General features: G+C 71.2%; 18 protein-coding genes. 5 read left to right on the top strand and 13 right to left on the bottom strand.

The window, feature by feature from the left end; all coding sequences use genetic code 11:
• Positions 1–72: 72 nt before the first annotated feature.
• The 5 genes from AQI95_RS29545 to AQI95_RS29525 form a co-directional block, all read right to left on the bottom strand.
• Complete coding sequence (locus tag AQI95_RS29545) at positions 73–2,313, bottom strand: putative bifunctional diguanylate cyclase/phosphodiesterase (RefSeq protein WP_067130527.1); 2,241 nt, start codon at positions 2,311–2,313, stop codon at positions 73–75.
• A gap of 260 nt (positions 2,314–2,573) precedes the next feature.
• A complete protein-coding gene (gene ligA / locus AQI95_RS29540; protein ID WP_067130524.1) occupies positions 2,574–4,772 on the bottom strand; it encodes an NAD-dependent DNA ligase LigA in 2,199 nt (732 codons plus the stop codon).
• A 15-nt stretch (positions 4,773–4,787) separates the two neighbouring features.
• The gene (locus AQI95_RS29535) at positions 4,788–5,795 is read right to left on the bottom strand and encodes a methionine synthase (protein WP_079071541.1); all 1,008 of its coding nucleotides are present in this window, start codon (positions 5,793–5,795) and stop codon (positions 4,788–4,790) included.
• A 40-nt stretch (positions 5,796–5,835) separates the two neighbouring features.
• Positions 5,836–6,525 carry an SDR family oxidoreductase gene (locus AQI95_RS29530; protein WP_208614292.1) on the bottom strand — a complete coding sequence of 230 codons (690 nt, stop codon included), beginning with the start codon at positions 6,523–6,525 and terminating at the stop codon, positions 5,836–5,838.
• 16 nt (positions 6,526–6,541) lie between these two features.
• A complete protein-coding gene (locus AQI95_RS29525; RefSeq protein ID WP_067130519.1) occupies positions 6,542–7,081 on the bottom strand; it encodes an LOG family protein in 540 nt (179 codons plus the stop codon).
• 65 nt (positions 7,082–7,146) lie between these two features.
• On the opposite strand from AQI95_RS29525, the gene AQI95_RS29520 reads away from it, so the two are divergent.
• A complete protein-coding gene (locus AQI95_RS29520) occupies positions 7,147–7,470 on the top strand; it encodes a DUF427 domain-containing protein (protein ID WP_067130516.1) in 324 nt (107 codons plus the stop codon).
• A gap of 37 nt (positions 7,471–7,507) precedes the next feature.
• Positions 7,508–8,290 carry an alpha/beta fold hydrolase gene (locus tag AQI95_RS29515; RefSeq protein ID WP_067130513.1) on the top strand — a complete coding sequence of 261 codons (783 nt, stop codon included), beginning with the start codon at positions 7,508–7,510 and terminating at the stop codon, positions 8,288–8,290.
• A 7-nt stretch (positions 8,291–8,297) separates the two neighbouring features.
• On the opposite strand, the gene mnmA is transcribed toward AQI95_RS29515, so the two are convergent.
• Entirely contained in the window at positions 8,298–9,422 is a 1,125-nt protein-coding gene (gene mnmA / locus AQI95_RS29510) for a tRNA 2-thiouridine(34) synthase MnmA (protein WP_067130510.1), read from the bottom strand.
• An 88-nt stretch (positions 9,423–9,510) separates the two neighbouring features.
• Here mnmA and AQI95_RS29505 point away from each other — a divergent pair, with 88 nt between their 5' ends.
• The gene (locus tag AQI95_RS29505) at positions 9,511–10,140 is read left to right on the top strand and encodes an N-acetylmuramoyl-L-alanine amidase (RefSeq protein ID WP_067130507.1); all 630 of its coding nucleotides are present in this window, start codon (positions 9,511–9,513) and stop codon (positions 10,138–10,140) included.
• Positions 10,141–10,460: 320 nt separating this feature from the next.
• Here AQI95_RS29505 and AQI95_RS29500 read toward each other — a convergent pair whose 3' ends face one another.
• From AQI95_RS29500 to AQI95_RS48085, 3 genes are all read right to left on the bottom strand, one after another.
• Entirely contained in the window at positions 10,461–11,630 is a 1,170-nt protein-coding gene (locus AQI95_RS29500) for a cysteine desulfurase family protein (RefSeq protein WP_067130504.1), read from the bottom strand.
• Positions 11,631–11,793: 163 nt separating this feature from the next.
• Positions 11,794–12,072 carry a DUF4190 domain-containing protein gene (locus tag AQI95_RS29495; protein WP_067130501.1) on the bottom strand — a complete coding sequence of 93 codons (279 nt, stop codon included), beginning with the start codon at positions 12,070–12,072 and terminating at the stop codon, positions 11,794–11,796.
• A 32-nt stretch (positions 12,073–12,104) separates the two neighbouring features.
• Positions 12,105–12,272 carry a hypothetical protein gene (locus tag AQI95_RS48085; protein WP_167361974.1) on the bottom strand — a complete coding sequence of 56 codons (168 nt, stop codon included), beginning with the start codon at positions 12,270–12,272 and terminating at the stop codon, positions 12,105–12,107.
• Positions 12,273–12,419: 147 nt separating this feature from the next.
• Between AQI95_RS48085 and AQI95_RS29490 the strand changes: the two genes are divergently transcribed.
• Positions 12,420–13,046, top strand: coding sequence for a TetR family transcriptional regulator (locus AQI95_RS29490; protein ID WP_067130498.1), 627 nt, complete (start codon positions 12,420–12,422; stop codon positions 13,044–13,046).
• Between the two features lie 167 nt (positions 13,047–13,213).
• Here the strand turns inward: AQI95_RS29490 and AQI95_RS29485 are convergent, their stop codons facing one another.
• On the bottom strand, positions 13,214–14,077 hold the full coding sequence (locus AQI95_RS29485; RefSeq protein ID WP_067130495.1) for a thioesterase family protein: 864 nt from the start codon (positions 14,075–14,077) through the stop codon (positions 13,214–13,216).
• A 161-nt stretch (positions 14,078–14,238) separates the two neighbouring features.
• Between AQI95_RS29485 and AQI95_RS29480 the strand changes: the two genes are divergently transcribed.
• Complete coding sequence (locus AQI95_RS29480) at positions 14,239–15,528, top strand: alpha/beta hydrolase (RefSeq protein WP_067131033.1); 1,290 nt, start codon at positions 14,239–14,241, stop codon at positions 15,526–15,528.
• Here the strand turns inward: AQI95_RS29480 and AQI95_RS29475 are convergent.
• The 3 genes from AQI95_RS29475 to AQI95_RS29465 all read right to left on the bottom strand — a co-directional run bounded on the left by AQI95_RS29475 (position 15,437) and on the right by AQI95_RS29465 (position 19,003).
• Positions 15,437–16,096: a trimeric intracellular cation channel family protein gene (locus AQI95_RS29475; protein WP_067130492.1), complete on the bottom strand. Its 660-nt coding sequence runs from the start codon at positions 16,094–16,096 to the stop codon at positions 15,437–15,439. The genes AQI95_RS29480 and AQI95_RS29475 overlap by 92 nt on opposite strands.
• Before the next feature lie 47 nt (positions 16,097–16,143).
• Positions 16,144–17,535 (bottom strand): M1 family metallopeptidase, encoded by a 1,392-nt coding sequence (locus tag AQI95_RS29470; protein ID WP_067130489.1) that lies wholly within the window; start codon positions 17,533–17,535, stop codon positions 16,144–16,146.
• Between the two features lie 100 nt (positions 17,536–17,635).
• Entirely contained in the window at positions 17,636–19,003 is a 1,368-nt protein-coding gene (locus tag AQI95_RS29465) for an ABC transporter ATP-binding protein (RefSeq protein ID WP_067130487.1), read from the bottom strand.
• Positions 19,004–19,005: the final 2 nt, after the last annotated feature.

The raw sequence follows: 19,005 nt of genomic DNA, 5'->3' as shown, positions 1-19,005 counted from the left end.
CCGCTTTCACTCTGCGCCGACCTCTTTCACGCAGCGCCGACCTCGCGGCGGAGGAAACACCGGCGCCGGTGGCTACTCCGCGGCCGGCAGAGCCGCCCGCGGCCGCTGCCACCCCCGGGACCCCCGCGCCCGCAGCCACGCCGTCGTCTCCTCGGGCGGCATCGCCGCGGCGACCAGCCAGCCCTGTACGGCGTCGCAGCCCAGGTCCCGCAGCCGCTCCCAGGTCTCGTCGTCCTCGACGCCCTCGGCGACGACCAGCAACCCCAGCGAGTGGGCCAGATCGACCGTGCAGCGGACGATCTCCGCGTCCTCGTTGTCCACGGCCAGCCGTGCCACGAACGACCGGTCGATCTTCAGCTCGCTCACCGGCAGCCGCCGCAGGTGCACCAGCGACGAGTACCCGGTGCCGAAGTCGTCCAGGGACATCTTCACGCCGTGCCCGGTGAGCCCGGCGAGGGTGTCGGCGGCCCGCTGCGGGTCCTCCAGCAGCACATGCTCGGTGATCTCCAGCTGCAGGGCGCCCGCGGGGACCCCGTGCCGGGCCAGCCGCGCGGCCACCGACCCGGCGAAACCGGGCGTGTGCACATCGCGCGGCGAGACATTGACCGCCACCGGCACCCGCAGCCCCTGCGCGCGCCACCTGGCGACCTGGGCGAGCGCGGTCTCGAGGACGTACTCGGTCAGATGGGGCATCAGCCCGGAGGACTCGGCGATCGCGATGAACTCGTCCGGCGGAACCTTCCCTCGCTCGGGATGCACCCAGCGCACCAGCGCCTCCAGGCCCGCGACCTGTCCGTCGAACTGAACCTTGGGCTGGTAGTGCAGCTGCACCTCGTGCGCGTCCAGCGCACGGCGCAGATCGCCCAGCAGGCCGAGCCGGTCCGGGGTGTTGGAGTCCCGCTTGGACTCGTACACCTCCACGCCCGTACGGTCCCTTTTCGCCTGGTACATCGCCACATCGGCGCGCCGCAGCAGCCCTTCGGCGTCCAGCGCGTGGTCGGGGAAGACGGCGACGCCCGCGCTGGCTTCCAGGACGAGGGTGAGTCCGTCCAGGTCCAGGGGGGAGCTGAGGGCGGTGACCAGGCCGCGGGCGATACGCGTCGCCGACGTGGTGGAGTCGGCGACGGGCAGTAAGACCGCGAACTCGTCACCGCCGAGCCGGGCGGCCTCCGCTCCGCGCGGCAGGGCGAGCCGCAGCCGGTCGGCGATCTGGAGCAGCAGCCGGTCACCGGCGAGATGACCGAGGGTGTCGTTCACCGACCGGAACCGGTCGAGGTCGATCAGCATGAGGGCGGAGCGGGCGCCGATGCGTTCGGCGTCGTCGAGAGCCGTCCAGATCCGCTCCAGCAGCCACTGCCGGTTGGGCAGCCCGGTCAGCGGGTCGCGCAGTTGCTCCTCGGCACGCGCGCGGGCCATCCACAGGGTGGAGTCGAGGGCGACGAGGGGGATGGCGAACAGCGGGAGCAGGATCGGCTGGGCGTCGGCGACGACGCACAGCAGCGGTGCGATGCCGAGCAGGGCGACGGCGACCAGGCCCTGTCTCACCAGGGCGGTACGGGCCACGGTGGGCACTTTGCCGCCGCGCGGGGCGTACAGGTACCACTGCAGGCCGCGGCTGACCGCGAGGTAGGCGACGGCGGTGAGGACGACCTCGGGTGCGGTGGCGATGCTCCAGCTCTGCGTCCGCCAGGGCGACTCGACGCTCGGGACGCGCCCGAACGCGCCGAGCAGCAGCGCTCCGGCGCCGATGCCGAGGATGTCCACCGCGCCCTGCAGCACACCCTGCCGCCAGCGGTGGCGCCGGGCGATTCCGACCAGGACGACGACGGTGAGGCTGACCATGCCGGCGGGCACCCAGCCGTAGAGCAGCAGGACGGCGAGGGTGAGGGCGGCGCCGGAGCCGGTGCCGCCCCACCAGCGGGCGCGGCCCAGCATCACGAGGTGGCCGACGATGACGCCGGTGAGCAGGGCCAGCGACCAGCCGACGGTGCCGCTCGGGAAGAGGGCGTGATGGCCGCTGAAGCCGCGGTAGAAGCCGGCGCCGAGGACGAACGCGGCGGCGGCCACGACGCCGGCGGGCAGCGCGGGCCAGGACAGATGCCGTTCGGAGTCGGCGTCGGACAGGCCGGGGGCCGGCTCGATGGCCAGGGGTATCGGCGGGTGGGCGTCGGCGGCGGTGCCCGGTCCGGCCGCGCGGGCACGACCGCCCGTGCGGCCATGGCCCCGTCCCGTCCACCGGGTGCCCCGCCAGATGACCGCGCCACGGCGCAGGCGTGGCCGTGAGTCCGGGGCGACGCTCTCGGTCGGTTCCATTCCCGTCCCTCTCACAGCCGGCGGTGCCCACGCCACGCGGCCCGATGTCCGACACCCATCAGCAGCTCCGCGTTGAAGAAACCCTCCCCGCGCCATGGGAGCGCGCGGGGATGCCCCCAACCGCAGCGGGGCACGGCAGGTGCACGTCTCAACAGTAGGCCGCGGAAGGCTTCCACGGGCACCGGTCGTCGACGGTTGCCCGAATGAGCCCGGGCCACCCGTATGCAACTGATATGCGCCGAACGGGTGGCCTTCAACCGCTACTCCTCGGTCGGAAGCGCGACTTCGGCCGCCGCTTCGGGGCCCTGCTCCAGGAGGACGGTGAAACCGTCCTCGTTCAGAACCGGAACCTTCGCCTGCACGGCCTTGTCGTACTTCGATCCAGGGTTGTCACCCACAACGACGAACGAGGTCTTCTTCGACACCGATCCGGTCACCTTCGCGCCTCGGCTCTGCAGGGCCTCCTTGGCGCCGTCCCGGGTGAAGTGCTCCAGCGTGCCGGTGACGACGACCGTGAGGCCCTCCAGCGGGCGCGGGCCCTCGTCCTCGCCGGTCGACTCGTCCTCCAGCGGGACACCGGCGGCCTTCCACTTGCGGACGATCTCGCGGTGCCAGTCCTCGGCGAACCACTCCTTGAGCGCGGCGGCGATGATCGGGCCGACGCCGTCGGTGGCCGCCAGCTCCGCCTCGGTGGCCTGTTCGATGCGCTCGACGGAGCGGAACTCGCGGGCGAGGGCCTGCGCGGCCACCGGTCCGACGTGCCGGATCGACAGGCCGTTCAGGAACCGGGCCAGCGGGCGCTGCTTGGCCGCCTCGATGTTCTCCAGCAGGGCGAGGGTGTTCTTCTTCGGCTCGCCCTTCTGGTTGGCGAAGACCGTGACGACCTTCTCCTCGCCCGTCTTCGGGTCCCGCTTGGGCAGCCCGCTGTCGGAGTCGAGGACATAGGCCTTGATGGGCAGCAGCTTCTCCACCGTCAGGTCGAACAGATCGCCCTCGTCCACCAGCGGCGGATCGGCCGGCTCCAGCGGGCGGGTGAGCGCGGCGGCGGCCACCGCGCCGAAGTGCTCGATGTCCAGGCACTCGCGGCCCGCGAGGTAGGACACGCGCTCGCGCAACTGGGCCGGGCAGGTGCGGGCGTTGGGGCAGCGGAGGTCGATGTCGCCCTCCTTCATGGGCCGCAGCGGTGTGCCGCACTCGGGGCACTCGCCCGGCATCACGAACTCCCGCTCGCTGCCGTCGCGCAGGTCGACCACCGGGCCGAGGATCTCCGGGATGACGTCGCCGGCCTTGCGGATGACGACCGTGTCCCCGATGAGGACGCCCTTGGCCTTGACGACCTCCTGGTTGTGCAGGGTGGCGAACTCCACCTCGCTGCCCGCGACCGTGACCGGCTCGACCTGGGCGTACGGCGTGACACGACCGGTGCGGCCGACACCCACCTTGATGTCGACGAGCTTGGTGTTGACCTCCTCCGGCGCGTACTTGTACGCGATCGCCCAGCGGGGCGCACGCGCGGTGGAGCCGAGGCGGCCCTGGAGCCGGATCTCGTCCAGCTTGATGACCGCGCCGTCGATCTCGTGCTCCACGGAGTGGCGCATCTCGCCGTCGTAGTAGGCGATGAACTGCCGTACGCCGTCGAGGTCGTCGACCACGCGGTTGTGCGAGGAGGTGGGCAGGCCCCAGGTCTTCAACAGGTCGTAGGCCTGGGAGAGACGGGTCATGCCCGTGAAGCCCTCCAGGGCGCCGATGCCGTGGACGACCATGTGCAGCGGGCGGGTGGCGGTGACGCGCGGGTCCTTCTGGCGCAGCGAACCGGCGGCGGCGTTGCGGGGGTTGGCGAACGGCTTGTCACCGGCGGCGACCAGGCGTTCGTTCAGTTCGAGGAACTTCTCCATCGGGAAGTAGACCTCGCCGCGGATCTCCACGAGGTCCGGGACGTCCTCGCCCTTCAGGCGGTCCGGGATCTCCGCGATCGTACGGACGTTGGGCGTGATGTCCTCGCCGGTGCGGCCGTCGCCGCGGGTCGCCGCGCGCGTGAGCCGGCCGTGCTCGTAGGTGAGGTTGACGGCGAGGCCGTCGACCTTCAGCTCGCACAGGAAGTGGTATTCCTGGTCGCCGAGTTCGCGCGCGATGCGCTCGGCCCAGGCGGCCAGCTCCTCGTCGTTGAAGGTGTTGTCGAGCGACAGCATGCGCTGGCGGTGCTCGACGGCGGTGAACTCCGTCGCGTACGACCCCGCGACCTTCTGGGTCGGCGAGTCCGGGGTGCGCAGCTCCGGATACCGCTCCTCCAGGGCCTCCAGAGTCTTCAGGAGCCTGTCGAACTCGGCGTCGCTGATGACGGGAGCGTCCTTCACGTAGTACCGGAAGCGGTGCTCCTCGATCTGCTCAGCGAGCTGCGCGTGCTTCTCACGTGCCTCGGCGGGCACTGCCGTCTCCGCCTGCTGCTTGTCGCCGGCCACCGTGTTGTCCTCCCGTTACTCTGGGTTGTCCGCGAGGGATCTCGCCGCCCGGACGCAGTGGGCGAGCGCCTGGCGTGCATAGGCGGGGGAAGCGCCCGCCAGACCGCACGCCGGGGTGAGAGTGACCGCCTGGGTGAGCAACCCCGGATGCAGCCCCAGCCTGCGCCACAGCGTCCTGACACCCATGACGCTACCGGCAGGGTCTGACAATGGGCCGTCCGTGCCCGGCACGACACCGGCGAACAGCCGCGTACCGCCTTCGACGGCCTCGCCGATCGTGTCGTCGTCACGTTCGGTGAGGAGCGCGAAGTCGAAGGAGACACCGGCCGCACCGGCCCGGCGCAGCAGCGCGAACGGCACGTCGGGGGCGCAGGAGTGCACGACGACGGGCCCGCCGCCGTGGGCCGCGATCACTTCCCGCAAGGTGGCCTCCACGAACTGCCGGTCCGCGGCGCGGTGCGTGCGGTAGCCGCTGGCGGTACGCACCTGGCCGCGCAGTACGGCGGTGAGGGAGGGCTCGTCGAGCTGGAGGACGAGCCGGGCCCCGGGGACTCGGCGCCGGACCTCGTCGAGATGGAGCCGCAGTCCCTCGGCGAGCGAGGCGGCGAGATCGCGGCAGGCGCCGAGGTCGGACAGGGCGGACTCGCCGTTCCTCAGCTCCAGCGCGGCGGCCAGCGTCCACGGCCCGACCGCCTGCACCTTCAGATCGCCCTCGTACCCCTGTGTGAACTCCTCCAGGGCGTCCAGGTCCTCCCCGAGCCAGGAGCGGGCCCGCTTGGTGTCCCGGCCCGGCCGGTCCCCGATGCGCCAGCCGCTGGGCTCCACGCGCGCGTACAGCTCGACGAGCATTCCGGCACTGCGGCCGATCATGTCGGCGCCGGGGCCGCGCGCGGGCAGCTCGGGCAGGAAGGGGAAGTCCTCGAAGCTTCCGGTGACGGTCTTGACCGCCTCCCGTGCGTCGCCGCCCGGCATGGACCCGACCCCGGTGGCCCCCGGGAACCTGAACTGGCTGTTCTCACTCACCCCGGCAGGGTATGCCGACATCCCGGCACCACGTGCCGGGTCACCGACCCGGGCGCACCGTGAGGTCGTTGACCTCCGCGTCCCCCGGGAGGTCCAGCGCCATGAGGATCGTCGTGGCGACCGACTCGGGGTCGATCCACTTCCCGGCGTCGTACTCCTTGCCCTCCTGCTGGTGGACCTTGGCCTGCATGGGGCTGGCCGTGCGGCCGGGGTAGACCGAGGTGACCCGGACGCCGTTCGCGTGCTCCTCCTGCCGCAGGGAGTCGGCGAGGGCCTTCAGGCCGTGCTTGGAGGCGGCGTACGCGGACCAGCCGGCGTGGGCGTTGAGACCGGAGCCGGAGTTGACGAAGATCACATGGCCGCGGGCCGCGCGGAGCTGGGGCAGGAAGTGCCGGGTCAGCTCGGCGGGGGCGATCAGGTTGACGTTGAGCTGGTGGCGCCAGGACTTGGGCGTCAGGTCGCCGACCTCGCCGAGGTCGACGACGCCCGCGATGTGCAGCAAGGAGTCCACGCGGTCCGGGAGCGTCTGGTGGGAGAACGCCCAGGACAGCTTGTCCGGGTCGGCCAGGTCGCCCACCAGCGTCCGGGCGCCGGGGAACTCGGCCGCCAGTTCCTTCGCGCGGCCCGCGTCGCGCGCGTGCAGGACGAGTTCGTCCCCGCGCGCGTGCAGACGGCGGGCGACGGCCGCGCCGATGCCGGAACCGGCACCGGTGATCACATGAGTAGCCATGTGCGCCATGCTCGCATCAGCGGCCGGACGAGGACTCCTCGAGGTAGGCCAGCGCGGCCACCGGCTCCTCGGCGAAGAACACCAGCTCGGCCAGCGGGCGGGGCAGGAAGCCCTCGTCCTCCATGCGGCGGAACTGCTGCTTGAGGCCGTCGTAGAAGCCCGCGGTGTTCAGCAGGACGACCGGCTTCTCGGTGCGGCCGTGCTTCTTCAGTTCCAGGATCTCGGTGGCCTCGTCCAGCGTGCCGGTGCCGCCCACCATGATCACCACGGCGTCCGCCTTCTCCAGCAGCAGCTTCTTGCGTTCGGCGAGGTCGGCGGCGATGACCATCTCGTCGGCGCCGGGCCGCGTCTTGCCCGCGAGGAACTCCACGGAGACGCCCAGCAGTCGGCCGCCCGTCTCCTGCACCCCGTCGGCGACGACCTTCATCAGACCGACGTCGGAACCGCCCCACACCAGGGTGTGACCGGCCTTGCCGATCAGTTCCGCGAACTCGCGCGCGGGGCGCGTGTATCGCTCGTCGAGGTCGGCGGCGGACAGGAAGACGCAGATGTTCATGGCTCCCACCGTACGGCTCCCGCCGTATGCGGGAAGAAGCGCGGGTCCACCGGTGCTGTCCAGGTATGGGCCAAGGACACACGATCACCATCGACAAGAGCGAGCAGCACGTGCGCGTGGTGCACGGCGACCAGGTGCTCGCGGAGACCGACCGACCGCTGGTGCTGCGCGAGACGGGCAGTCCGGTGCGGTACTACATCCCCGCCGAGGACGTACGCCTCGACCTGCTGACCCCCTCCGGCACACACACCGTGTGCCCCTTCAAGGGCACGGCGTCCTACTGGTCGCTGCCCGACGCGCCCGACCTGGTGTGGGCGTACCCGGAGCCGAAGCCGGACGTCACGGAGATCAAGGATCACTTCTGCTTCTACGACGTCGACGTGTCGTGAGCGATGAGTCCATGCCGGTACGGCAGTCTGCACCGGCATGGACAAGAAGACGACTTCGCACGACGGCACCCGCCTCGCCTACGGCGTGACCGGCCGGGGGCCGACGGTGATCCTGGTGAGCGGGGCGATGTCCACCGGGGGCACCCTCGCGCCCCTGGCGCAGCAGCTCGCGGACCGCTGCACGGCCGTCGTCTACGACCGCCGAGGCCGTGGCGCGAGCGGTGACACGGCGCCGTACGCGGTCGAGCGCGAGATCGAGGACCTGGCCGCGCTGATCGACGTCGTGGGCGGTGACGCCGTGCTGTTCGGGGTCTCCTCGGGCGGCGCGCTGGTGCTCCGGGCGGCGGCGAGCGGGCTGCCGATCCCCCGGGCGGCCGTGTACGAGGTGCCGTACGCCGACACGCTGGAGGGCGGCGCCGAGCAGGAGGCCGCGTACAAGTCGAGCCTGCGCGAGGCGCTCGCGGACGGCCGGCGCGGGGACGCGGTGGAGCTGTTCCTGCGGCTCACCGGCCTCGGCGAGGAGATGATCCAGGGCGCCCGGCAGTCGCCGATGTGGGCCGGGATGGAGGCCGTCGCGCCCAGCCTCGCCCACGACGACACGGTCATGGGCGACGGCCTGCTCCCGCGCGAGCGGCTCGCGGCGATCTCCGTACCGGTGCTGTCGGTGGCGGGCGGGGCGAGCCCGGGGTGGATGCGCGACGCCTCCCGCGCGGTCGCCGAGAGCGTGCCGCAGGGCACGTACCGGGTCCTGGAGGGGCAGACCCACATGGTGGAACCGCAGGTCCTGGGGCCGGTGCTGGCGGAGTTCGTCGCGGCGTGAGCGGCCGCTACACCGCCGCGACCGGCGCGCGCGTGGTCGTCGCGATCGTCGCCGAGCCCACCACGCGCGTGCCGTCGTACAGGACGATCGCCTGGCCGGGGGCCACGCCACGGACCGGCTCGGTGAAGGTCACGCGCAGCTCGCCGCCGACCGGTTCCGCGGTGACCTCGCTCTCGCCGCCGTGGGCGCGCAGCTGGGCGGTGTACGTGCCGGGGCCGACGGGGGCGGTGCCGCACCAGCGGGGCTTGACCGCGGTGAGGGCGGTGACGTCCAGGGACGCGGCGGGGCCGACGGTGACCGTGTTGGTGACCGGGGAGATGTCGAGGACGTAGCGGGGCTTGCCGTCGGGGGCCGGGGTGCCGATGCGCAGGCCCTTGCGCTGGCCGATGGTGAAGCCGTACGCGCCCTCGTGCGTGCCGAGCCGGGCGCCGGACTCGTCCACGATGTCGCCCTCGGCCTTGCCGAGCCGCTGGGCCAGGAAGCCCTGGGTGTCGCCGTCGGCGATGAAGCAGATGTCGTGCGAGTCGGGCTTCTTGGCGACCGCCAGGTCCCGGCGCTCGGCCTCGGCGCGGATCTCCTCCTTGGTGGTGACCGTGTCGCCGAGCGGGAACATGGCGTGGGCGAGCTGCCTGTCGTCCAGGACGCCGAGCACGTACGACTGGTCCTTCGCCATGTCGGAGGCGCGGTGCAGCTCGCGGGAGCCGTCCTCGCGCACGATCACCTGCGCGTAGTGGCCGGTGCAGACCGCGTCGAAGCCGAGGGCCAGCGCCTTGTCGAGCAGGGCGGCGAACTTGATCTTCTCGTTGCAGCGCAGGCACGGGTTGGGGGTGCGGCCGGCCTCGTACTCGGCGACGAAGTCCTCGACGACGTCCTCGCGGAAGCGGTCGGCGAGGTCCCAGACGTAGAACGGGATGCCGATGACGTCGGCCGCGCGGCGGGCGTCGCGGGAGTCCTCGATGGTGCAACAGCCCCGCGCGCCGGTCCGGAAGGACTGCGGGTTCGCGGAGAGCGCGAGGTGGACGCCGGTGACGTCGTGGCCGGCTTCCGCGGCACGCGCGGCGGCGACGGCGGAGTCGACTCCACCGGACATGGCGGCGAGGACGCGGAGGGGGCGCTGCGGGGTCTCAGTCATAGCCCTTCCAGGGTAAGGGGCCGCGGGAACCCGGGCCGCCGGTCGTCCGTTCACGATCACAAGGGCGGGGGCACGGGCGGGGGCGGGCATGAGCGACACGGATCGGCGGCTGGGGCGGCGGGCCCTGTTCGTCGGCGGCACGGCGGCCGCCGTGGGCACGGCCGCGCTGGCCCGCGAGGAGCTGAGGCACCTGTGGTGGCGGCTGCCCGGAGTGGAGAGGCCCCGGGTGGCGGGGGCCGTGGACTTCCGTGGCGCACGCTGGGTGGCGGCCTCCTCGGCCAACTACCGCCGGGCGGACCGGCCGGACGACTACCCGGTCGACCGGGTAGTCGTCCATGTCACACAGGGCAGCTACGCGAGCGCGGTGAAGGTCTTCCAGGACCCCGCGCACGGGGCGGCGGCTCACTACATCGTGCGCAAGGACGGCCGGATCACCCAGCTGATACGGGAGCTGGACGTGGCCTTCCACGCGGGCGAGCGGGCGTACAACGAACGCAGCGTCGGCATCGAGCACGAGGGTTTCGTGGACGACGCCTCCTCCTTCACGGATGCCATGTACTCGTCCTCGGCTCGGCTGACGGCAGCGATATGCGGGCGCTACGGCATCCCCGTGGACCGTGAGCACATCATCGGGCACGTGGAGGTGCCGGGTACGGACCACACCGATCCGGGGCCGCACTGGGACTGGGAGCGGTATCTGCAAAAAATCAAGAGCTAGGCCCTTTTTGTCTGGTATGGGTGGACCTATGCTGAGAACAGACCTACGGGACGAGTGAGGGAGTCCAAGCGGAGTAGCCGACTTCAGCGAGAGATACCTGTTCTCTTCAACGAGAGGTACATCGTCTCCGCTGGTGCCGACGTCGACGCTCGGGCTGAGAGGCTGGAAGGTCGCAAGGACTGGACCGGAAGGCGACCCCCAACTACCTGATCCGGACAATACCGGCGAAGGGAACCCGCCTCGTAGGTCGCCTCTGTGCCCGGGCCGCGCGCCCGGGCCGTCCCCTTTTTCGGGCCGTGCCGCCCGCCCCCGCTCTCGCCTCAGCTGAGTCCGGCCGCCCGCGCCCGCTCCACCGCCGGACCGATCGCCCTGGCGACGGCCGCCACGTCCGCCTCCGTGGAGGTGTGGCCGAGCGAGAAGCGCAGGGTGCCGCGGGCCAGATCCGGGTCCGTGCCGGTGGCCAGCAGAACATGGCTGGGCTGGGCGACGCCCGCGGTGCAGGCGGAACCGGTCGAGCACTCGATGCCCTGGGCGTCCAGCAGGAGCAGCAGGGAGTCGCCCTCACAGCCGGGGAAGGTGAAGTGCGCGTTGGCCGGCAGCCGGCCCTCGGGCGCCGGGTCGCCGCCGAGGACGACGTCCGGGACGGCACCGCGGACGGCCTCGATCAACCGGTCGCGCAGGGCGCCGATCTCGCGGGCGAACCACTCGCGCCGCTCGGTGGCCAGCCGGCCGGCGACGGCGAAGGACGCGATGGCGGGGACGTCGAGGGTGCCGGAGCGGACATGCCGCTCCTGGCCGCCGCCGTGCAGCACGGGTACGGGGGTGTGGTCGCGGCCGAGCAGCAGCGCACCGATGCCGTACGGGCCGCCGATCTTGTGCCCGGAGACGGTCATCGCGGCGAGGCCGGAGGCGGCGAAGTCGAGCGGGACCTGACCGAAGGCCTGGACCGCGTCCGCGTGCATCGGGATGCCGAACTCGGCCGCCACGTCGACGAGTTCACGGACCGGCAGGATCGTGCCGATCTCGTTGTTGGCCCACATCACGGTGACCAGGGCGACGTCGTCGGGGTTGCGGGCGATGGCCTCGCGCAGGGCGCCCGGGTGGACCCGGCCGTAGGAGTCGACCGGGAGGTACTCGACCGTGGCGCCCTCGTGTTCACCGAGCCAGTGGACCGCGTCCAGGACGGCGTGGTGCTCGACGGGGCTGGCGAGGACGCGCGTGCGGGCCGGGTCGGCGTCGCGGCGGGACCAGTACAGGCCCTTGACGGCGAGGTTGTCGGCCTCGGTGCCGCCCGAAGTGAACACGACCTCGCTGGGGCGGGCGCCGAGCGCTTCCGCGAGGCTCTCGCGGGATTCCTCCACCGTGCGGCGTGCCTGGCGGCCGGATGCGTGGAGGGAGGAGGCGTTGCCCGTGATGCTCAACTGGGCGGTCAGAGCCTCTGCCGCTTCCGGGAGCATCGGGGTTGTCGCGGCGTGGTCGAGGTAAGCCATGGTGAGCCCGATTCTACGGGGCCCCTGCAGTCGGCCTGGGCGGCGGATGCGCCTTGCCGGGGTCGCACCCGGGCTCGGCGGCGCAGTGCCCGGGCGTGCACGGCGGCCGGATGCCCCGTCGTCCTCGGGGGCCGGGCCGTCGGCCGGTGTTCGGCTCTCCTGGTCACAGACTCCAGGACAGTGTGTGGGACAGCTCCATGGCGATCCCGAGGACGGCCAGGTCGGCGATGCCCAGGGTGAGCCCCAGCAGAGCCCGGCCGCGGCGGGCGGTGCCGCGCCAGAGGGAGACCGCGGCGAGGACGATGGCGATCGGGCCGAGGAAGATGTTGAGGACGAGCAGGCCGAGAAGGCCGAGGATGAAGGACGCCACGGCCATGCCGTCGGCGTCACGCGCGGCCGGACGGGACTCGTCGCCTGTCGTGACCGGTGCGGTGAGTTGCATGGTGCTCAGCTCCTGAAGGACGTGACGGACGGTCAGTTGGCCGGCGTGCGGCGCCGGCGGCCGTGGCGCTCGCGGATCGCGAAGACGCCGAGCCAGACGGCGATGACGGCGGCGACGACAGCGGTGGCGGTCAGCGGCATGTGGGCCACGGTGCCCAGCACGACACCGAGCAGCATGAGCGCGGCGACGAGAAACAGCATGGGATCAGATCCCCCCTCCGGGATGCCTCGTATTTCAGGCCGGTGTGAAGTTTCGGTGAACAGTTGTAGTAACAGTTGTTCACTGACTTCTACTCTAGCGCGCCGCACGGCTTTCTAATTCCGGAGAACAGTTGTTAACTGGATGACATGAGTCACACCCTCGGCATCCGGCAGGCGCAGAAGCAGAAGACCCGGCAGGCGTTCCTCGACGCCGCGCTCGCGCTGCTGGAGGAGCAGAGCCTGAGCAGCCTGGGTCTGCGCGAGGTCACCCGGGCCGTTGGCGTCGCCCCGACCGCCTTCTACCGGCACTTCCGCTCGACCGCCGATCTCGGCGTCGCGCTGGTCGACGAGGCGCTGGGCAGTCTGCATCCGATGGTGCGGACGACGGTGTCCACGGCGGGCGGCAGCGAGGAACGCATCGCGCGCGCCATCGAGTTGATCGCCCGGCACGTGGACACGCACCCCGCGCACGTCCGGTTCATCGCCCGGGAGCGGCACGGCGGGGTGCAGCCGGTGCGGGAGGCCATCCGGGCCCAACTGGTCCGGTTCGCCGAGGAGGTGAAGGCCGAGCTGGCCAAGGACTCCGAGGCGGCGGGCTGGAACGACGACGATCTGCTGATGCTCGCGCACCTCTACGTCGACCAGATGCTCATCACCGCCTCCCTCTTCCTGGAGGCCCTGGAGGCCCCGGCGGAGCAGCGGGAACGCGTCACCCAGCTCGCCGCCCGCCAGCTGCGCCTCATCACCGTCGGCCGCCGCCACTGGCTGGACTGAACCGCCCCGCACGGACGGCGTACCGCCCGGACGGCGGCACCCGGCGGCGCCGGTGGGCAGGCCGGAAGGACTCCGGCAGCTCGGCTCCCGACCCGCGGCGAGGACGAGGCGGGCGCGCCTCGTGGACCGGACCCCAGGGGCGCACCCACCGTGCCCCGGGGTCTCGTTCAGGCGAGGCGGGCGCGGGCCAGTTGGCGGGACTGGGCGACCAGGCGGTCCTCGGCGTCCCAGACCTCGGCGTCCTCCTCCAGGAAGCCGCCGGCCAGATTGCGGGTGGTGATGGACACGCGCAGCGGGCCGGGGGCGGGGCGGCGGCGGACATGGACGGTGAGTTCCACCGTGGGGACCCAGCCCGCGATGCCGATCTCGAAGGCGGTGGGCGGCAGCGCGTCCACCGCCAGCAGCAGCGAGAAGGGGTCCGCGTCGCGGCCGTCGGCCAGACCGAACCAGGCGCGCATCTCCCCCTTGCCGGAGGGCGCGCCGAGCGCCCAGCCGAGGGTCGACGGGTCGAGCTTGAGCATCAGCCGGTCGGCGATGGCAGAGCCGCCCGGCACCGGAGCAGGTGCGTCGTCCGCGCCGAAGCACTGCTCCAGCGGCGGGATCGCGGGGGGTGTCGCCGTCGTACGGACGTCGTCGGGGAGGTCCGCGAGGTCGCCGTAGGAGGCGAGGACGCGGATGCGTTCGACCTTGTTGCCCTCGTCGTCGTACTGGAAGAGCGAGGCCTGTCCGGTGGAGAGGGTGCGGCCGGTGCGGACCACCTCGGTGCGCACGAGGGCCGGGCCGGGCCGGGAGGCGGTCAGATAGTGCGCGGAGACGGCGAAGGGGTCCGGGTGCGGGAGGGCGTCCGCGAGGGCCCGGCCGAGGACGGCCAGCAGAAAGCCGCCGTTGACGGCACCGAAGATGGTCCAGCCGGCGGACAGGTCGATGTCGTAGACGCCGGGCTCGCGCCGGGTGACCGCGGTGTCGCGGTCGAACTCGCTGTCGCCGATCACGGCCCGCGAGGAGGAGGGTGCGGAAGCTGCTTCTGGCATGGATGAACGGTACAACAGGAAACTACTAAGCGGTAGCTTTGTGTGGTGCGCGGGTGAAGGAGTAGGCTTGGATCCCTCGGTCGAGTGAGGTTCCGGCAATTTCTCGGTAAGTGTCCGGACACGTCCACAACCTCGAAGCCCTGATTCCCCTCTATGGGGACATGAGCCTCACCGGGACTCCGTTCCTCTACACGACCATCGTGCTGGCCGTGGTCGCATTGATACTGCCGCTCGTGCTGTGGTCGCGAGTGCGCGGGCCCAAGCCCCTGCGCGCCGCGGCCCGGCTGGTCATGCTGCTGTTCGCCCAGGGCACCGCCGTCACACTGATCTTCGTTCTGGTCAACAACCAGAACAACCTGTACGACAACTGGGCCGACCTGCTCGGCACCGGCAACCACGTCCAGCAGGCCCAGGACCTGGGCCGGGACGGGACCGGTGGCATAGCGGTGAAACGGTTGCCCAAGGTCAAGCAGAACTTCACGTCGGCCTCCGGGCCCGCCATGGGTCAGGCCGGCGGAGTCCGCGTCACCCAGCTCAAGGGCCGGGTCTCCGGGGTGAACGCCGAGGTCTACGTCTGGCTGCCGCCGCAGTACAACGACCCGGCCTACCGCAACAAGAAGTTCCCGGTGGTGGAGCTGCTCCCGGGCTACCCCGGCTCGGCCAAGGCCTGGTTCGGCTCCATGAAGACGCACGAGCAGCTGCTGCCGCTGATGAAGAGCGGCCAGGTGGCGCCCTTCATCCTCGTCGCCCCGCGCACCAACCTGCTGGCCGGCGTCGACACCGGCTGCGCGAACATCCCCGGTCAGGTCAACGCCGACACCTGGCTCAGCATCGACGTGCCGAAGATGGTCACGGACAACTTCCGCGCCCAGCCGGCGCCGCAGGGCTGGGCCGTGGCCGGATACTCGGCGGGCGCCCACTGCGCGGTCAAGCTGGCCGTGGCGCACCCGGACCGCTACCGCGCCGCGGTCAGCCTGTCCGGTTACAACGACCCGATCGGCGAGCGCAACTCCCTCGCCGCGCAGAACCCCGCCCTGCGCAACGAGAACAACCCCTACCTGCTGCTGAAGAAGGCGGCCGCGCCGCCGCGGATCGCGCTCTACGTCTCCGGCGAGTCGGGCGACGGCTACCAGGCTGGCGTGGCGCTGGAGTCCATCGCCAAGGCGCCGACGACCGTGCACGTGGTGTTCCTGCCGCGCAGCGCGGGCGGCCACAACATGGCGCTGTGGAAGCCCCAGGTCGACGCGGTGTTCCGCTGGCTGACCCTGCAGATGGGCCAGAACCACGCCAAGGGCCAGGACCGGTCGCTCAACGGGTCCCCGGGATCCCTCACCGGGAACGCCGCCGGGACGACCGGCACTACTCCTCGGTCACCGTCGAACGCCGGTTCCACGCGCGCGGAGCTCGCCAGTGGAACCGCATCGCGAGCAGGCGCAGCACGAAAGCCGTGACGGCGGCGACTGCGCTGGTGAACGGGGTGAGGACGTCGTAGCGCAGGCACAGCACCACCATCGTGGCGCCGACGATCGCTGGGACCGCGTACAGATCGCGGTCCCAGCGCAGCAGTGAGGGAACCTCGTTGGCGAGTACGTCCCGGAGCACACCGCCGCCGACCGCGGTGGCGAGGCCGAGCGTCGCCGACGCGGTCAGGTTGAGGCCGTAGCTGTACGCCTTCGTCGTACCGCTGACGCAGAACAGGCCGAGGCCGGCCGCGTCGAAGACCAGCACCGCCGCCTGGATGCGCTCCACGTGCGGATGCAGGAAGAAGACGACCAGCGCGGCGATCAGCGGGGTCACGAAGTACCCGAGGTCGGTGAAGGCGGCCGGGGGCACGGCTCCGATGACCAGGTCGCGGAACAGCCCTCCGCCCAGCGCGGTCACCTCGGCGAGTACGGCGATGCCGAACACGTCGAAGTTCTTCCGGACGGCCAGCAGCGCGCCGGAGATCGCGAACACGAAGATGCCGATGACATCGAGCGTGTGCTGGACGGAGGGGCTGAAGATCTGCTGGAGCTGCACCCCGACATTCTCACCTGCCGAAGGGCAGGAACCTTACAAAGCCAGGCTCACAGTGCAGGTTTCCCTGTGGTGAAGAGCCAGGTGTCGAAGAGATCGCCCAGTTGCTGTCCACTGACGCGCTCGGCGAGGCGGATGAAGTCGGCGGTGTCCGCGTTGCCGTACCGGTGGAGCCGCGTCCAGGCGGGCAGCAGCGTGAAGAAGGCCTTGTCGCCGATCCGCTCCCGGAGCATCTGCAGCGTCATCGCGCCCCGGTCGTACACGGCGGAGGCGAACATCGTGTCGCGCTGCGGGTCGGCCACCTCGGTCTTCCAGAAGGAGGACGTGGCGGGGACGGAGTTGTAGTCGGCGAGGAAGGAGTCATGGGCCGAGCGGGCGCCCTGGTGCTCCGCCCACAGCCACTGGGCGTACGTGGCGAAGCCCTCGTTGAGCCAGATGTCCTTCCACCGCGCCACGCTCACCGAGTCGCCGAACCACTGGTGCGCCAGCTCGTGCACGATCGTGGTCTCGTTGCGCACCGCCGAGTAGGCGGGTTTGCTCTGCACCTCCAGCGAGAACCCGGCCTCGGGCATGTCGTCCACGATCGCGCCGGTCTCCTCGAACGGGTACGGCCCGAAGACCTTCGACCAGTAGTCGGTCGCGGCGGCCGTGACGGCGTACACATCGACCTTGTTGCTGTTCTTCAGGACGGGGTCGATCGCCACGTAGATCGGGATGCCGCCCGGGGTCCGCCCGGTGCGCACGTCGAACTTCCCGATGGTGGCGGTGGCGAGATAGGTCGCCATGGGCTTCGACTCGCGCCAGTGGGTGTACGTCGAGCCGCCCTTGTCGTACGTCGACACGAGCCGGCCGTTGGAGACCCCGGTCAGGCCCGCGGGCGCCTTGATCCGGATGTCGTAGGTGGCCTTGTCGGAGGGGTGGTCGCTGGACGGGAACCAGGTGGAGGCGGCGTTGGGTTCACAGGCGACGAAGACGCCGTCGGCGGTCTTCATCCAGCCGTACTTGGAGCCGAACACGATGGGCCCGCTGAGGGGCTGCGGTACGCCGCCGTAGGTGACGGTCACCCGGAAGTGCCGGCCCCGGGCGAGGCTGTGGCGCGGGGTGATGACGAGTTCGTCCCCGGTGCGCGTGAACTCGGCGCGTCTGCCGTCGACTTCGACACCGCTGACGTCCAACTGCTGCAGATCCAGGTCGAAGGACGACAGGTTCTGCGTGGCGCGGGCGGTGAGGGTCGTACGGCCGTCCAGACGGCCGGTGTCCGGGGCGTAGGCGACGGAGAGGTCGTAGTGGAGGGCGTCGAAGCCGCCGTTGCCGAGGTCGGGGAAGTACGGGTCACCGATGCCGGGGGCGCCATGGGTGGGAGCGGGCGCGGCGGCGATGACGAGAAAGGAGACCGCCGCGGTCGCGAGGGTCCCCAGACGTGCCGAACGGGAGAGTGCCATCAGTCGTCCCTTTCGAGCGTGTACCGATCACTGGTCGGACACGGACGACTGTGCGCTCTCCCGTTCATGCGCGTACATGACTTTGCCCAGTTGTCATGTGCTACTTGTCGGTTGACTCCTGGGACTCGGTCTCGGAGCCGGTGGCCGATCCCGCCTCGGAGTCGGATCCGGCGTCGGAGGCCTCGGCCGGGGTGTTCTCCCGCGCGGACTCTTCGGCGGTGTCCGCCGGGGTGTCCGCCGCGCTCGCCTCGGCGCTCGCCTCCGCGGTCTCTTCCGCCAGCTCCGCCGCCACCGCCGCCGACGTCTCCGCCGACTCGGCGAGAACCTCGTCCGCGACCAGCTCCGCCGCCTCCTTCGCGGCGGTCAGCAGGACCGTGTCCTGCGGGGCCTGGTCCTCGAAGTTCTCCGGGTGGTGGCAGGCGACCCGCTGACCGGGCTGCAGCTCCAGCAGCACGGGCTCGGTGGTCCGGCAGATCTCCGTCGCCTTCCAGCACCGGGTGTGGAAGCGGCAGCCCGAGGGCGGCGCGATCGGCGACGGCACGTCGCCCTTGAGCAGGATCCGCTCGCTCTTGGCGCTCTTGCGCCTCGGGTCCGGGATCGGCACCGCCGACATCAGCGCCTTGGTGTACGGGTGCATCGGCGCCCTGTACAGCGAGTCGCGGTCGGCCAGTTCGACGATCTTGCCGAGGTACATCACCGCGATGCGGTCCGAGACGTGCCGGACGACCGAGAGGTCGTGCGCGATGATCACATACGTCAGGCCCAGTTCCTCCTGGAGGTCGTCCATGAGGTTCACGACCTGCGCCTGGATCGACACGTCCAGCGCGGAGACCGGCTCGTCCGCGACGACCAGCTTCGGCTTCAGGGCGAGCGCGCGGGCGATGCCGATGCGCTGGCGCTGACCGCCGGAGAACTCGTGCGGATAGCGGTTGTAGTGCTCGGGGTTGAGGCCGACGACCGACAGCAGCCGCTGGACCTCCTTCTTGACGCCGCCCTCGGGCTCGACGCCCTGGAGCCGGAAGGGAGCCCCGACGATCGTGCCGATGGTGTGCCGCGGGTTCAGCGACGAGTACGGGTCCTGGAAGATCATCTGCACATCGCGGCGCATGGGACGCATGCCGCTCACGCCGAGGTGCGTGATGTCCTTGCCCTCGAACTCGATCTTCCCCGCGGTCGGTTCGAGCAGCCGGGTGATCAGCCGCCCCATCGTCGACTTGCCGCAGCCCGACTCGCCCACGACGCCGAGGGTTTCGCCGGAGCGGACCTCGAAGTCGAGCCCGTCGACCGCGCGCACGGCGCCGACCTGCCGCTGCAACAGGCCCTTCTTGATCGGGAAGTGCTTCTGCAGCCCGGTCACCTTCAGCAGGGTCTCGCCGGGTGCGGCGTCCTTGCTGAGCGTGGCCGTACCGGAGGCCTTGGTGTCCGTCGAAGAGGCCTCGGCGCCGTCGCTCTGTGCAGGGATGCTCACTG

The organism is Streptomyces yokosukanensis, assembly GCF_001514035.1.
Lineage (GTDB): Bacteria > Actinomycetota > Actinomycetes > Streptomycetales > Streptomycetaceae > Streptomyces > Streptomyces yokosukanensis.
The sequence above is the reverse complement of the archived record's forward strand: the minus strand, read 5'-3'. Positions and strand labels throughout refer to the sequence as shown.

Bases quoted from the DNA above. Each gene is read 5' to 3' on its own strand.
- AQI95_RS29490 (WP_067130498.1), top strand. From the start codon at position 12,420: ATGAGTCACACCCTCGGCATCCGGCAGGCGCAGAAGCAGAAGACCCGG.
- AQI95_RS29485 (WP_067130495.1), bottom strand. From the start codon at position 14,077: ATGCCAGAAGCAGCTTCCGCACCCTCCTCCTCGCGGGCCGTGATCGGC.
- AQI95_RS29470 (WP_067130489.1), bottom strand. From the start codon at position 17,535: ATGGCACTCTCCCGTTCGGCACGTCTGGGGACCCTCGCGACCGCGGCG.
- AQI95_RS29480 (WP_067131033.1), top strand. From the start codon at position 14,239: ATGAGCCTCACCGGGACTCCGTTCCTCTACACGACCATCGTGCTGGCC.
- AQI95_RS29495 (WP_067130501.1), bottom strand. From the start codon at position 12,072: ATGCAACTCACCGCACCGGTCACGACAGGCGACGAGTCCCGTCCGGCC.
- AQI95_RS29530 (WP_208614292.1), bottom strand. From the start codon at position 6,525: ATGGCTACTCATGTGATCACCGGTGCCGGTTCCGGCATCGGCGCGGCC.
- AQI95_RS29545 (WP_067130527.1), bottom strand. From the start codon at position 2,313: ATGGAACCGACCGAGAGCGTCGCCCCGGACTCACGGCCACGCCTGCGC.
- AQI95_RS29520 (WP_067130516.1), top strand. From the start codon at position 7,147: ATGGGCCAAGGACACACGATCACCATCGACAAGAGCGAGCAGCACGTG.
- AQI95_RS29500 (WP_067130504.1), bottom strand. From the start codon at position 11,630: ATGGCTTACCTCGACCACGCCGCGACAACCCCGATGCTCCCGGAAGCG.
- AQI95_RS48085 (WP_167361974.1), bottom strand. From the start codon at position 12,272: ATGCTGTTTCTCGTCGCCGCGCTCATGCTGCTCGGTGTCGTGCTGGGC.
- AQI95_RS29525 (WP_067130519.1), bottom strand. From the start codon at position 7,081: ATGAACATCTGCGTCTTCCTGTCCGCCGCCGACCTCGACGAGCGATAC.
- AQI95_RS29505 (WP_067130507.1), top strand. From the start codon at position 9,511: ATGAGCGACACGGATCGGCGGCTGGGGCGGCGGGCCCTGTTCGTCGGC.
- mnmA (WP_067130510.1), bottom strand. From the start codon at position 9,422: ATGACTGAGACCCCGCAGCGCCCCCTCCGCGTCCTCGCCGCCATGTCC.
- AQI95_RS29515 (WP_067130513.1), top strand. From the start codon at position 7,508: ATGGACAAGAAGACGACTTCGCACGACGGCACCCGCCTCGCCTACGGC.